9 protein-coding genes are annotated in these 14,794 nt (G+C 38.3%); 3 read left to right on the top strand and 6 right to left on the bottom strand.

What is annotated here, in order from left to right:
• Positions 1-146: 146 nt before the first annotated feature.
• Positions 147-1,547 carry a D-serine/D-alanine/glycine transporter gene (cycA, locus tag AAZR93_RS00335; RefSeq protein ID WP_294107222.1) on the top strand — a complete coding sequence of 467 codons (1,401 nt, stop codon included), beginning with the start codon at positions 147-149 and terminating at the stop codon, positions 1,545-1,547.
• 90 nt (positions 1,548-1,637) lie between these two features.
• Here the strand turns inward: cycA and putP are convergent, their stop codons facing one another.
• Positions 1,638-3,122 (bottom strand): sodium/proline symporter PutP, encoded by a 1,485-nt coding sequence (putP, locus tag AAZR93_RS00330; RefSeq protein ID WP_294107223.1) that lies wholly within the window; start codon positions 3,120-3,122, stop codon positions 1,638-1,640.
• A gap of 472 nt (positions 3,123-3,594) precedes the next feature.
• Here putP and putA point away from each other — a divergent pair, with 472 nt between their 5' ends.
• Entirely contained in the window at positions 3,595-7,578 is a 3,984-nt protein-coding gene (gene putA / locus AAZR93_RS00325; RefSeq protein ID WP_434718649.1) for a trifunctional transcriptional regulator/proline dehydrogenase/L-glutamate gamma-semialdehyde dehydrogenase, read from the top strand.
• A 298-nt stretch (positions 7,579-7,876) separates the two neighbouring features.
• Here the strand turns inward: putA and fliZ are convergent, their stop codons facing one another.
• Complete coding sequence (fliZ, locus tag AAZR93_RS00320) at positions 7,877-8,389, bottom strand: flagella biosynthesis regulatory protein FliZ (RefSeq protein WP_294107225.1); 513 nt, start codon at positions 8,387-8,389, stop codon at positions 7,877-7,879.
• Between the two features lie 1,046 nt (positions 8,390-9,435).
• Here fliZ and AAZR93_RS00315 point away from each other — a divergent pair.
• Positions 9,436-9,744, top strand: coding sequence for a DUF5339 domain-containing protein (locus AAZR93_RS00315; RefSeq protein WP_294107226.1), 309 nt, complete (start codon positions 9,436-9,438; stop codon positions 9,742-9,744).
• Positions 9,745-10,042: 298 nt separating this feature from the next.
• Here the strand turns inward: AAZR93_RS00315 and mgtA are convergent, their stop codons facing one another.
• The 4 genes from mgtA to cspE all read right to left on the bottom strand — a co-directional run bounded on the left by mgtA (position 10,043) and on the right by cspE (position 14,537).
• Positions 10,043-12,745, bottom strand: a complete 2,703-nt coding sequence (mgtA, locus tag AAZR93_RS00310) for a magnesium-translocating P-type ATPase (protein WP_434718648.1) — start codon at positions 12,743-12,745, stop codon at positions 10,043-10,045.
• A gap of 150 nt (positions 12,746-12,895) precedes the next feature.
• Positions 12,896-13,594: an MgtC family protein gene (locus tag AAZR93_RS00305; RefSeq protein WP_336430794.1), complete on the bottom strand. Its 699-nt coding sequence runs from the start codon at positions 13,592-13,594 to the stop codon at positions 12,896-12,898.
• A gap of 427 nt (positions 13,595-14,021) precedes the next feature.
• On the bottom strand, positions 14,022-14,213 hold the full coding sequence (gene dsrB, locus AAZR93_RS00300) for a protein DsrB (RefSeq protein ID WP_294107229.1): 192 nt from the start codon (positions 14,211-14,213) through the stop codon (positions 14,022-14,024).
• A 111-nt stretch (positions 14,214-14,324) separates the two neighbouring features.
• On the bottom strand, positions 14,325-14,537 hold the full coding sequence (cspE, locus tag AAZR93_RS00295; protein ID WP_294107230.1) for a transcription antiterminator/RNA stability regulator CspE: 213 nt from the start codon (positions 14,535-14,537) through the stop codon (positions 14,325-14,327).
• Between the last annotated feature and the right edge of the window lie 257 nt (positions 14,538-14,794).

Here is a 14,794-nt window from a genome sequence, read left to right as displayed (position 1 = left end):
TAATTTATAACCGCTTCGATTTTAGTAAGCTAACTTTTCCTTACTATAATTGAGATTTATGTCACAATATTTAACGCAAACATAACCACATAAATAAAAAAATATTGTGGCTAAACATCATAAATCACTACCGGATATTTTACTGTATGGAAGAAAATGCGACGTCAAACTCGACTCAGCCCTCAGCTGATCGTAACCAATTACAACGCAGTCTTAGTAACCGCCATATTCAACTAATTGCTATTGGCGGTGCAATTGGTACTGGCCTATTTATGGGCTCAGGTAAAACTATCTCACTCGCTGGGCCCTCTATCATATTCGTTTATATGATAATCGGCTTCATACTATTTTTTGTTATGCGGGCAATGGGAGAATTACTCCTCTCTAATCTCAACTATAAATCATTCAGTGATTTCTCGGCAGACTTAATCGGTCCATGGGCAGGTTTCTTTGTTGGCTGGACGTACTGGTTTTGCTGGGTTATCACCGGTATTGCTGACATTATTGCAATCACAGCCTATGTCAGCTTTTGGGCACCCGACTACCCTGAATGGATAACTTCATTCATCTGTGTCATCACCCTACTAACCTTAAACTTAGTTTCTGTCCGACTCTTTGGTGAAATGGAATTTTGGTTTGCTATGATCAAAATAATTGCCATTATTGCTTTAATTGCAGTCGGTGGGACTCTTATTGCAATAAACTTCCAATCACCGGCCGGCCATACTGCTTCATTAAGCAACATCTGGAATGATGGTGGTATGTTCCCTATGGGGATCAGTGGCTTTTTTGCCGGTTTCCAAATTGCTATATTTGCCTTTGTCGGAATTGAGCTAGTTGGTACTGCGGCAGCAGAAACGCGTGACCCAGAAAAATCACTTCCTAAAGCTATTAATGCCATACCTATTCGTATCATTGCATTTTATGTATTGTCTTTAATTGTCATTATGGCAGTTACGCCATGGCGCACAATTTTAGCCGACAAAAGCCCATTTGTAGAAATGTTTGTCCTAATCAGTTTACCTGCCGCGGCAAGTATCGTGAATTTTGTTGTACTAACCTCAGCAGCTTCATCAGCTAATAGCGGTGTTTTTTCAACTAGTCGTATGCTATTTGGTCTTTCCAAAGAAGGTGATGCGCCAAAACAGTTTAGCCAGTTATCGAAAAAAGCCGTTCCAGCAACTGGACTAATTTTTACCTGTATCTGTTTGAGTTTTGGTATCGTTCTAATCTATTTTATCCCCGATATCATGCATGCCTTTACATTGGTGACGACGGTATCTGCGATATTATTTATGTTTGTTTGGAGCATGATCTTATACAGCTATCTCAATTTCCGGAAAAGACGCCCTGAACTACATAAAGCTTCGCGTTACAAAATGCCAGCAGGCATCATAATGTCTTGGGTTAGCTTAGCCTTTTTTGCTTTTATGATTGTACTACTCGCATTCCAGCACGATACTCGGCAAGCGCTGATTGCTACGCCAGTTTGGTTTATTATCCTATTTGTTGGCTACCAAATTGTTAAAAGACGTAAAGTAAGTTAAGTTGATTGAATGAATGACAAAAAGGCCAGCGAGTTGAAAATAACTCGCTGGCCTTTTAAGTGATATTTTCTGAATATGTTAACTTATCATCTATTTAACTTTATATTCAGCTTCCGCTTCATCAAAACGAGCCTGTGCAATAGCACTTGGCGCTTTAGTTATCATACTGACCACAACTATTGCAATCGCGGCAAATAAGAAGCCTGGAATAATTTCGTATAAATCAAACCACTTATACTTCATCCATACTAATACTGTAATGGCACCAACAAGCATTCCAGCCAAGGCACCAGTTCTGGTCATCCGTTTCCAAGTGACCGACAGTAAAACCACTGGACCAAAGGCAGCACCAAATCCAGCCCACGCATTACTCACTAAAGACAAAACTTTATTGTTAGGGTCGCGAGCGATATAAATCGCAATAGCAGCAACGAGCAATACCATGCAGCGTCCGACCCAAACTAACTCTTTTTGGCTAGCATTTTTACGAACAAAGGGCTTATATAAATCTTCTGTTAACGCACTTGCACAAACGAGTAATTGGCAACTCAACGTACTCATTACTGCGGCTAAAATTGCAGACAGTAAAATACCCGCGATCCATGGATTAAACAGAATTCCAGCTAACTCCATAAAAATACGTTCATTATTTTTTATTACCGCGCCTGCTTGGCCCGGATTCATTTCAAAATAACCAATACCGAAGAAACCAACCGCAATTGTGCCGCCAAGACATAACACCATCCATGTCATACTAATACGCCTAGCTGAACGAATGGTACGATGTGAATCTGCGGCCATAAAACGCGCTAAAATGTGTGGCTGCCCAAAATAGCCTAAACCCCATCCTAGTAATGAAAGAATGGCGATAAAGTTCATGCCTTTAAACATATCCAGATATTCAGGATTTTTTGCCTTAATAACTTCAATAGAAGTATCAATACCGCCCATAGATAAAATGACCACAATCGGCGTCAATATCAGCGCGAAAATCATCAGTGACGCTTGAACAGTATCCGTCCAACTGACTGCAAGGAAACCGCCTAAGAATGTATAGGCAATAGTTGCTAATGCTCCAAGCCACATGGCTTTTTCATAACTGATGTTAAAGGTGCTTTCAAATAATAAGCCCCCTGCAACAACCCCTGAAGCGCAGTAAATCGTAAAGAAAACTAAAATAACGACCGCTGAAATAATACGCAGAATTTTACTATTATCTTCAAAACGGCTTGTAAAGTAGTCCGGCAATGTCAATGCATTGTTATTTTTTTCTGTTTGTACACGCAAACGACCCGCGACAAATAACCAATTCAAATAGGCGCCTAAACTCAAACCAATGGCTATCCAACTTTCAGAAATACCCGCAATAAAAATAGCGCCGGGTAACCCCATCAGTAACCAGCCACTCATATCAGAAGCTCCAGCAGAAAGGGCGGTAACAACACTTCCTAAACTGCGTCCTCCAAGAATGTAATCATCAAAGTTTTTTGTTGAACGATAAGCAAGGTAGCCTATCAGCAACATGCCAAAAATATATACGATGAACGTGATGATCATCGGAGTACTTACATTCATCCGTTGTCTCCATAGAATTACTTATTAGTGAGTTATCTTTATAAAAATCATTGATAACTTGTCACTATATGATGTGGCACATAATTGCACAGTTGCAATTTTTTCATGCTCATCATTTATGTTGTGATTGTTTGCGTTGCACTTATTTTATTAGTTTAACCAGCACATGCTAAACAAAGTCACATGTAATTAACAAGAAATTAACCGAATTTTATTCTATAAATAGAAGCCATATCACAAATGTTAAAGTTATAAGTTAAATTATCAATTAATTGATTAACTAATCCCTCAACCTTACAAAGGTTATAATTAACTGATATACATATATAATTATTATTTTAGGCTGATAAAAACAAGCGTTGTTTCACATTTTAGCTACAATCATGATTAACAATGTTGCACAAAGTTGCAACACTGAGATAATGTTGTGTAACTTTTCTATTTTAAATACTGATGAATTAGAGGAATTAAGATGAGTAGCACAACAACTATGGGTGTAAGACTTGATGAAGCAACTCGAGAACGCATTAAAGCGGCCGCTCAACGTCTTGATCGCACCTCACATTGGTTGATCAAACAAGCTATCTATACTTATTTAGAACAACTCGATAATGAACAATTTATGCCTGAGTTGTCAGCCAATATGGACGCTAAAGATAACCAATTGATTAATGAAGATTTATCTATAGAGACTCATTATCAGCCATTCTTAGATTTCGCAGAACATATTTTACCTCAATCTGTAAAACGCTCAGCCATCACTTCCGCATACCGTATTCCAGAAACCCAAGCCGTATCCATGCTATTGCAGCAAGCGCAACTCCCCCCAGAGCAAGCAGAAGCAGCGCATAAGCTGGCTTATTCCATCGCTGAAAAATTACGTAATCAAAAAAGCAGCACAGGTCGAGCTGGATTAGTACAAGGGCTATTACAAGAGTTCTCGCTTTCCTCTCAAGAAGGCGTGGCGCTAATGTGCCTCGCTGAAGCCCTGCTCCGTATTCCAGATAAAGCCACTCGTGATGCACTTATTCGTGACAAAATCAGTAATGGAAATTGGCAATCCCATTTAGGTCAAAGTAGCTCGATGTTTGTTAATGCAGCAACATGGGGATTACTGTTTACCGGCAAGCTAGTATCAACACATAATGAAGCCAAATTGTCTTCATCATTAAACCGTATTCTAAGTAAAAGTGGTGAACCCTTGGTACGCAAAGGCGTTGATATGGCGATGCGTTTGATGGGTGAGCAATTTGTTACCGGTGAGACTATCGCTCAAGCCTTAGCCAATGCGCGTAAATTAGAAGACAAAGGCTTCCGCTATTCTTATGACATGCTCGGTGAAGCAGCTTTAACCGAAAAAGATGCTCAAGATTATATGGTGTCTTATCAACAAGCTATCCATGCAATCGGCAAAGCATCTAACGGCCGCGGTATTTATGAAGGACCGGGTATTTCAATCAAACTTTCAGCATTACACCCTCGCTATAGCCGTGCGCAATATGATCGTGTCATGGATGAACTCTATCCACGCTTATTGTCTTTGGTACTACAAGCCCATCAATATGATATTGGCATTAATATTGATGCGGAAGAAGCTGACCGTTTAGAGATTTCTTTAGATTTACTCGAAAAACTGTGCTTTGAGCCGCAGTTGGCAGGCTGGAATGGTATTGGTTTTGTCATTCAGGCGTATCAAAAACGCTGTCCATTTGTCATTGATTCTATTATTAATCTTGCACAGCGTAGCAACCGCCGCTTAATGATCCGTTTAGTTAAAGGTGCGTACTGGGATAGCGAAATTAAGCAGGCTCAAGTTGATGGGCTCGAAGGCTATCCAGTTTATACTCGTAAAGTGTATACTGACGTTTCCTATATTGCCTGCGCTCGTAAACTACTCTCTGCCCCTAACTTAATTTATCCTCAATTTGCAACTCATAACGCACATACGCTTTCGGCTATTTATCAATTAGCAGGTCAAAACTATTACCCAGGTCAATATGAATTCCAATGTTTGCATGGCATGGGTGAACCATTGTACGAACAAGTCGTGGGTAAAGTTGCTGATGGCAAGTTAAATCGCCCATGCCGTATTTATGCACCCGTTGGTACCCATGAAACACTATTAGCCTATTTAGTTCGTCGACTATTGGAAAATGGTGCCAATACATCCTTTGTTAACCGTATTGCAGATGGCACAATTCCTTTAGATGAGCTTGTAGCGGATCCGGTTAAAGATGTTATTGAACTGGCAAAAACAGAAGGCCAAATAGGTTTACCACATCCGAAAATAGCATTGCCTCGAGATTTATATGGAAAACGCCGAGTCAATTCAATGGGTCTTGACCTGTCGAATGAACACCGCTTAGCATCTTTATCCAGTGCACTATTGACTGCCGCAATGCAGGAAAAAATAGCCGCGCCATTATTAGGTGCAGACTTCCAATCAGAGCAACCTACACCTGAAGCGATAGCTATCATCAACCCCGCTTGCCATCGTGATATTGTTGGTCATGTACGAGAAGCCACTGAGCAAGAAGCCAATCATGCATTAAATATTGCGAACGATGCGGGCGCAATTTGGTTTGCAACCCCACCATCTGAACGGGCAGCTATTTTATTGCGTGCAGCCGATCTTATGGAACAACAGTTGCAGCCACTTCTAGATGTGCTAGTTCGCGAAGCAGGAAAAACCTATGAGAATGCAATTTCAGAAATCAGAGAAGCAGTTGATTTCTTAAATTATTATGCAACTCAAGTTCGCGACGACTTTGATAACAATACCCATCGTCCTCTTGGCCCAGTGGTTTGCATTAGCCCTTGGAACTTCCCGCTAGCCATTTTTACGGGACAAATTGCAGCGGCGCTCGCAGCTGGTAACCCTGTACTTGCAAAGCCTGCGGAGCAAACACCACTGGTTGGCGCAATTGCGGTTTCAATTTTACACCAAGCAGGTATTCCAACAGATGTGCTGCAATTCCTACCCGGAAAAGGCGAAACTATTGGTGCAAAACTGGTGGGTGACGAACGTGTTCGCGGCGTAATGTTTACGGGTTCAACAGAAGTTGCCGGACTATTACAGCGCAATATTGCAGGTAGACTTGATGCACAAGGTCGCCCGACCCCTCTCATCGCGGAAACGGGCGGGCTGAATGCGATGATAGTAGATTCATCAGCACTCACCGAACAGGTTGTCACTGATGTTGTTGCATCAGCATTTGATAGCGCAGGTCAACGTTGCTCAGCCTTACGTATTCTTTGTATTCAAGATGACGTCGCCGAACGTACAATCCGTATGTTAAAAGGGGCGATGGAAGAGTGCAGAATGGGTAATCCAGAGCATCTTTCGACCGATATTGGCCCAGTTATTGATAAGGAAGCCAAAGAAAATATTGAACAGCATATTCAGCAAATGCGCAGCAAAGGCAAAATGGTATTCCAAGCTGCTTTTGAAAACAAAGATGATCAGCAAGAGCAAATGGAAGGAACCTTTGTTAAGCCAACATTGATTGAGCTTGATGATGTCAGTGAATTGAAAAAAGAAGTTTTTGGCCCTGTTCTACATGTCGTTCGCTACAAGCGTGAAGATCTCGAGTCAATTGTTAATCAAATCAATGCTACAGGTTATGGACTAACTTTAGGTGTTCATACCCGTATTGACGAAACAATCAATCAAGTTATTGCCATAGCTAAAGTCGGCAACTTATATGTTAACCGTAATATGGTCGGTGCTGTCGTTGGTGTGCAACCATTTGGTGGTGAAGGTTTATCGGGTACCGGACCAAAAGCAGGTGGTCCACTGTATCTATATCGCTTACTGAGTGAACGTCCAGAAAATGCAGTTTGTCACACGCTAGAAAGACAAGATAGTGAATTGCCAATGGATGCAAGTGCACGCTCCCAGTTACTAATGCCTTTTGATGAACTCTCTTTATGGGCACAAAAACACGATCAACTAATTGAACCTACGGTTATCGAACAATTTTCTCGTCTCACACAAGCGGGAACTTCTCGTTTATTACCGGGACCTACAGGTGAACGAAATACCTATACCCTACGCCCTCGCGGAACGATACTGTGTATTAGTGATAATGAAAAAGATTGTTTAGTCCAATTGGCAGCAGTATTAGCAAGTGGTTGCCAATCACTGTGGCCTGAAGATGAACTTCATCAGAAACTATTTAAGTCACTACCAGAAAAAGTGCGCAATACTATTGCATTGACAAAAAACTGGCAAGAATTTCAAGGGCAAATTGAAGGGGTTATTTATCACGGAGATAGCGACCAACTAAAAGACATTTGCCAAGCGGTTACAACACGTAAAGGACCAATAATTTCTGTTCAAGGTTTTGAGCGTGGAGAAACGAATTTACGTATAGAACGACTTGTTCATGAACGATCATTAAGCGTAAATACGGCAGCAGCAGGTGGAAATGCTAGCCTCATGACAATAGGTTAAAATGCAAAGACCTGAACCTATTTAATTAGGTTCAGGTCATACTTTATATTACTCACTCTCTCCCCTATTCATTCCAACGTATTAATCTCTTAATATTAATTAATCATTCACCAATATTAAAAAAATTTTTATTTTTTAATAGAAAAAATAGCATGATTAAATCAAACAAAAAAATTAATTAAGGTTGAGAAAATTTGAGTGTTCCTAAAACGGCAAAAGGTGTCCAGAGGACACCAATTTCATTATTAACAAGAAAAATTAGATTAACCACCTAATTTTTATTATGTTTTAATGTCTATTAGTTCTTTTCTGATTCCCAATATAAATACTGCTCATACTTACGTAAGGCAATATTATAATTACTGAATGCAGAATCAGTCATTTTTTCACTTAATTGCTCTTGAACCTTGCTTGCAGCAAATTCTTTCATCGAGAAATTAGATGAAGACAGCAGTTCGTCTAAACGGCGTAGACGGACAACATATTCACGAACGGTACTATGGCTCATCTCAGTCTGTAAGAACAAATACTGTTTAAATGACATAATATCAAAATAATCAGTATTGCTATTGCAGTAAATTTCACTACAAAAACGACAAAGTGCAGTAAATTTACCCTGCAGCTCTACCCACGCGCTCTCATCGACTAATTCAGTCATATCAGCGATAGCTTCTTTATTTAAGATGTCATCGTTGAATACTAAAGAAATACGATCAAGCGTCTTGTGACAATGTGCACAATGAGTTTGGCTGTGTTTAAAATCTTTGATGTAACGGCTCAGTGGCCGTTTCTTTACAATAGAAGCAGACATAATGGTAAAGCCCTGTGTGTAAGTCTAAATATAAAATTGTAACAATATAAATCTTGTTACATACATGTCATGCCCATAGCATTAATAAAATGTCTACTATGTTGCATAGTGATACGACCTAAGCCGCATCTATTTTTCTTACTTTCCCTTTAGGCGAATATTCATCCTGAGAATGTAATGTAAGAAATTTTATTTCCCTTTGTCTGACACATTCTAACTCGTCTATCACTCTTTGGCGAATTTCTACAACGAGTAAATTTTGATACGAATTTGATTTAGCGTCAACTAAGAAAAAATATTTATTGTTAATTATGTACACATAATTTTAACCTAAGATTCCGATTCTCGATCGGCCTAAGGGGGAAGACTTTACCTGATAATTCGAGTTTCGTACAAAGGAAATTTGATTTAAAAATCAATCTTATACTCATACAAAGGTTTAAATCGTAAATTTGTGATTCAGCTCACTTTTCTCTTCTATAATAGCATCTTAAATGTACAGCTTATAATTCTGACAATATTGAATAGGCAGACATATGCCGAATTACGTAAAAAATAATTTACACTTTTCATTTTTTATTCTGTATTTACTGCATATACAAAAAAGTTATAAATATGAGTGAAATTGTTATAACACTCTAAAATTTCAGTTTATATCTGAAATGCGCTCATAATATTTAGTTATTTTTACTTAGTGAACAGTTTGTTTGTCATATGGCAAAATAGTTAGAATACGCATCTACTACATAACAACGCCATAACTAAAATCAGATTGAAAAACAAAAAATCAACATACTGATAACGAAAAATAAGATAAAAGCTACTATTTAATATTTTTATAGAGTGATATTTTTATATTATGCCATTTAAGACACTGTCACTAATAAAATTAGTGCTTAATTGATTGATTTAAAAGCCATTTGACGCGAACGATAATACGTAAAAATCACATCTTACTTTTAGGATTTGTTACAATTGATATTAAAAACTTCTCTTATATACTTTGTTTTGCAATATTTATAACTAAATAATTTAAAAGGTTGATTATGAAAAAGTTAATTTTAGCTTGTAGTATGGGGTTATTGGCACTGACAATCACTGCTTGTTCTGAAGAAGAAAAGAAAAGTGAAGTTGCTGGTGCAACTGAAACTTGTAATGCTTACTTCGCAGAAGTTGATAGTTTAATTGCAAAAGCTTCAGAAAATCCGCAAGCAAAAGCGCAGTTAGATGCGATGAAAGGTCAATTGGAAGAAGGCAAAAAACAAGTTGCAGCACTGCCTAAAGATCAACAAGACCAAGCCTGTCAGCAAGGTATTGATGCAATGAAACAAATGAAAACTGCTTTAGGTCTGTAATAAGCCGAATTCAGTTTAGTACACGAAAGAGTCATATTTTGGCTCTTTCTGTTTAAACCTATTCCTCTTTATGCATTGTTATACAATCCATTCTATAAATACCCATCTTATTATCTAATAAAAAATTAGTATCTAAAATAAAAAGTCATACATTATAACTCACTGATTTATTATCATTTATTTTATAATCAAAGACAAATAAATATGAAACATTAAGTCTAACTCGCTTATAATATCTAAATAGATTATCAATAATAAGCAGTAGAGACACGCATGTCCCTACTGCCTCATTTTTATTTTATAACCACGTTCCAAATCGTTTTATATAAAACTGTTTCATTAACTGAGCCACAACACAATAGCTTACTAATGTTAAAACAAGCCATGGGAAATACTCAATAGGTAAAGGCTGCAATCCAATCATTTCACCAAATGAAGAAAATGGAATATAAAGTCCTAATGCCATCACAATTCCGGTTGTTAATAATACAGGCAAGGCAGCTGTACTTTGAATAAATGGAATTTTTTGTGTTCGTAACATATGAACGACCAGTGTTTGCGATAACAGTCCTTCAACAAACCATCCTGATTGGAAAAGAGCCTCATGTGATATATTGTTGGCTTCAAATACATACCACATAAGCGCAAATGTTGTGATATCAAAAATAGAAGATGTTGGGCCAATCCAAATCATAAAGCGGCCGATATTTTTTGAATCCCATTTACGAGGACGTTTTAAAAATTCTTTATCCATTTTATCCCAAGGTAATGCTAATTGGGACATATCGTACAATAAGTTTTGAACCAATAAATGAATCGCTAACATCGGTAAGAAAGGAATAAATGCACTAGCAATTAAGACTGAAAATACATTCCCGAAGTTTGAGCTCGCCGTCATATTCAAATACTTAATAATATTACCGAACGTCTCTCTTCCTTTGATTACCCCCTGCTCTAAAACCATTAAATCCTTTTCAAGCAAAATAATATCCGCTGATTCTTTCGCAATATCGGTTGCTGTATCGACAGATATTCCCACATCAGCATCGCGCAAAGCGGGTGCATCATTGATACCATCACCTAAAAATCCAACTGTGTGCCCATTAGCTTGTAATCGTTTCAGTATTCTCGATTTTTGTAATGGTGTTAGCTTACAAAAAACAGAAACTTGCTCAACCCTTTGACTCAGCTCCTCGTCACTGAGCACCTCTACTTCGAGTCCACTCATAATTTCACTGACATTTAACCCAACATCATGGCAAATTTTTTCAGTAATAATCGCGTTATCACCAGTAAGTACTTTTACTGTCACCCCATTTTCACGTAATGCGGCAATAGCTTTTATAGCACTTTCCTTTGCAGGATCAAGAAACGTTAAAATACCTTGTAATTCAAGTTGTTGTTCTACCTTGGCAGATAAAGGTAAATGCGCTTCTGAATTATTCAGCACCCGAGTTGCAAGTAATAAAACACGAAAACCTTGTTTATTATAATGACTAACAAGTTCTGTTATTTTCTCTCTTGCAGATTCATCTAAAGAGCATAACTCACCATTTTGTTGATAATATTGGCATGCAGCAAGCATCTCTTCTGCTGCACCCTTACAAATTAATAAGGCATCTCCTTCTGGAGTCATAACTGAAACCGATAGCTTGCGACGAATAAAATCAAAAGGAAGCTCATCAATTTTTTGATAGCCTTTTAATTGCTCAATCTTTTCGTTGCCTCTGCCACGACGAACAATAGCTTGATCCATCATGTTCTTAGCACCACTTTGATGGAAACTATTTAGCCATGCTAACTGCAAAACCTTATTGTCGGTTTGCCCATAGCTATCCAGATAGTGTTCTAAAATAATACGATCTTGCGTTAATGTGCCGGTTTTATCCGTGCATAGCACATCCATTGCCCCAAAGTTTTGAATTGCATTTAATCTTTTAACAATCACTTTGTGCTTAGACATTGCGATTGCACCCTTTGCAAGATTCGAACTCACGATCATAGGTAGCATTTCAGGCGTTAAACCAACAGCAACCGCCAATGAGAATAGCGTCGCTTCAAACCAGTCTCCTTTCGTAAATCCATTGATTAATAAAACAATTGGAACCATGACTAGCATGAATCTTATTAACAACCAACTCACACTATTGACGCCACGATCAAACGCGGTCTGAGCCCGACTACCAACAATTGATTTAGCCAACGATCCTAAATACGTTTTTCCACCTGTAGCAACCACTATTCCTCTCGCAGTCCCACTTGTGACATTCGTTCCCATCAAACAAATATTAGAGATCTCTAATAATTCATTCTCTGACGGAGAGATAGCATCACTACTTTTGGCGGTTATATCCCCAAGCGTGTCATATTTTTCAACTGGGATGGATTCTCCCGTTAAAATTGCTTGGCTAATAAATAAATCTCTTGATTCAACTAACTTGAGATCGGCAGGCACCATATCTCCGGCAGATAATAAAACAATATCACCAGAAACAAGGCATTTGATAGGCACTTCTTTACGCGTGGAGCGGCCAGTTTTACTATCTCTTCGAAAAACAGTTGCGGTAGTTCGAACTAAGGATTTCAATGCTTCCGCGGCTTTATTCGTTCTATACTCCTGCCAAAAACGTAATAAACCACTCAGAAGAACCATGGTGACGATAATAATAACGCCAGTTAAATCAGTTTCTTCTCCATGACGCTCTGGAATGAGAAAATCAGTAAAAAAACTCACCACAGCTAATATGATTAATACAAAAATAAAGGGATTTTTAAATGAGGAAATTAGTTGTTTCCAAGCTGGGGGGGCTTTTTCATGAGCAACTTCATTTTCACCGTCAGTCACCAAGCGATCTAAAGCTTCGTTTTCAGATAACCCAAGCATGTTAGTTTGATACTCATTGAGCACTTGCTCGATGCTTTTACTCGCTTGTTCGCCAACAATATATTTTTGACGTGCAGGTATTTTCACGCTTTTGCGTTGATGTCTTAATTCAGTCATAACATTATCTCGAATACAGCACTATGTGCTTTTTCAAATGCTATCTAACTGAAAAAGAATTATATTTTCAGCTAGATAGCGTCGTTTTATATCTCCATGACGGAGGGTGGTCGTCCATTTCGGCTCCTATAGTTAATTAACTTTCGGCATTCAAGCAGGTAGCTCTGATGCCACTTTCCAATTGATAGCACTAACACTTTGTTCAAGACTAATACGGCATACCAATGCTTCTATTTCTTTTTGCTCCGCTGGTGTCGCAAGGAATTCAGCGCAAACTTCTAATTGTTCCGGTTTTAAAGTATCAGCACTACTGAGAGATTGCAGGCGGATATGCAATCCATTAATTGCTTGTAAAATCAACGTTCTAACTAAAATCTCATCATTTTGATGACACATTACTCGCATTTTGTAACGCTGCTCTACATCAAGCGCTTGCTGCTGAGGTTGTCGATTAATACGTGATGCCGCTTCTCTTAACAAAATATTGGCGCAAAGGATTAACAATGTTGCCATCCATGCTAAGGAATATTGACCAAGGCCACATAAAACACCAATTCCAGCGGAACACCAAAGCGTTGCAGCTGTGTTCAAACCGCGAATATTCATCCCTTCACGCATGATCACTCCGGCCCCTAGAAAGCCAATACCCGACACTACTTGTGCCGCAATACGACCTGGGCTATCAGGTGATGTTGTCACTGAACTCAGAATAAAAACGGCCGCGCCTGTGGCAACTAACGCATTGGTTCGCAGACCAGCCATACGTTGGCGCCATTGACGTTCAGCCCCAATTAATGCCCCCATACACATAGCGGCAATTAGATTTAAAATATCAGGAGTAAAAAGCATAATTGCTCCTCCAAAAATGAATTGGATAGCGATATATATACTTAATTAAAAGCATATAGCCTAATTATTGAATAACAGCGTTATTCGAATACTATTAGCTATTGCCTGGAGGGAATAAAGAATAAAAATAGATCAACATAATACTCACCCAATACAGCCGTAGTGAATTACTCATAAAAATGAAATAATACTCATATAAATATTAGGGGTATGCGTGATAGGAATATCAGACACCGCCCGCCATAGTGGCAAGCAGTTAAAAGAAAAGACGATTAATTACTTGCCATACATTAAGTTTTTAGTACAACTCTGACTGTCCAATTAATAATCTCCGTAATAAAAGCTGAGCTGAGTATAGAGGCGTAATTTTTGTAAGTAAAGAATAAAATGTTAATAAATAGAATATTATTAATCCCTTTATTTATTCTTATTCATCTATTGGTGTAACAAAAATACCTTCAGTACTTTCTTTTTCATTAAAGAACCAAATACCACCTGGATATTCAGGTAATGAAATTAAATACATAACCCCTTCATTAAAAGGTTCAATCAATAGTATTGTCCCTTCGCGACGCGCTTGCCCATCAGTTTTAACATAAACGCGATCATTAATTTTCATAATATAAAAATCCTCCAATTTAAAGTTAACCTAAGACTGTCAATGTAGCGCATACGAAAAAGCCCGTCATTAAAAATGACGGGCTTTAGAAAATTAGTTACGTAATTTAGCTTAGATAGCGTTTACGTTAGCAGCTGCTGGACCTTTAGCACCATTTTCGATGGTGAATTCAACTTGCTGGCCTTCTGCCAGAGTTTTGAAACCAGCGCCTTGAATGGCTGAGAAGTGTACGAATACGTCTTTGCTACCATCAGCTGGAGTGATGAAACCGAAGCCTTTAGACTCGTTGAACCACTTAACTTGACCTTTCATTTTGTCGGACATTTGCACTTTTCCTATATAACATCAAAAAAACTTGCCTTTTGGCATAATATGGCCAGAGTCAGCTATTTAATAGGGAAGTACCAAGATATTGTGTCAGGATAAAAAATCATCAATAACAATAATGCTACTGACAACATTCTTCTTTATAACTCACTAACTTAGTCATCGTACATCAAATAGGACTGCTAAACAGGCCGACGTTTATTAACTCATGAGTAAAAGATAATAGCAACTATTTTATACCCACAAAGTATAAT

It is taken from the genome of Providencia sp. Je.9.19, from assembly GCF_051129765.1.
Taxonomy (GTDB): Bacteria; Pseudomonadota; Gammaproteobacteria; order Enterobacterales; family Enterobacteriaceae; genus Providencia.
The sequence above is the reverse complement of the archived record's forward strand: the minus strand, read 5'-3'. Positions and strand labels throughout refer to the sequence as shown.

Excerpts from the sequence above, each read along its gene's own strand:
- cycA (WP_294107222.1), top strand. The coding sequence starts at position 147 with ATGGAAGAAAATGCGACGTCAAACTCGACTCAGCCCTCAGCTGATCGT.
- putP (WP_294107223.1), bottom strand. The coding sequence starts at position 3,122 with ATGAATGTAAGTACTCCGATGATCATCACGTTCATCGTATATATTTTT.
- putA (WP_434718649.1), top strand. The coding sequence starts at position 3,595 with ATGAGTAGCACAACAACTATGGGTGTAAGACTTGATGAAGCAACTCGA.
- fliZ (WP_294107225.1), bottom strand. The coding sequence starts at position 8,389 with ATGTCTGCTTCTATTGTAAAGAAACGGCCACTGAGCCGTTACATCAAA.
- AAZR93_RS00315 (WP_294107226.1), top strand. The coding sequence starts at position 9,436 with ATGAAAAAGTTAATTTTAGCTTGTAGTATGGGGTTATTGGCACTGACA.
- mgtA (WP_434718648.1), bottom strand. The coding sequence starts at position 12,745 with ATGACTGAATTAAGACATCAACGCAAAAGCGTGAAAATACCTGCACGT.
- AAZR93_RS00305 (WP_336430794.1), bottom strand. The coding sequence starts at position 13,594 with ATGCTTTTTACTCCTGATATTTTAAATCTAATTGCCGCTATGTGTATG.
- dsrB (WP_294107229.1), bottom strand. The coding sequence starts at position 14,213 with ATGAAAATTAATGATCGCGTTTATGTTAAAACTGATGGGCAAGCGCGT.
- cspE (WP_294107230.1), bottom strand. The coding sequence starts at position 14,537 with ATGTCCGACAAAATGAAAGGTCAAGTTAAGTGGTTCAACGAGTCTAAA.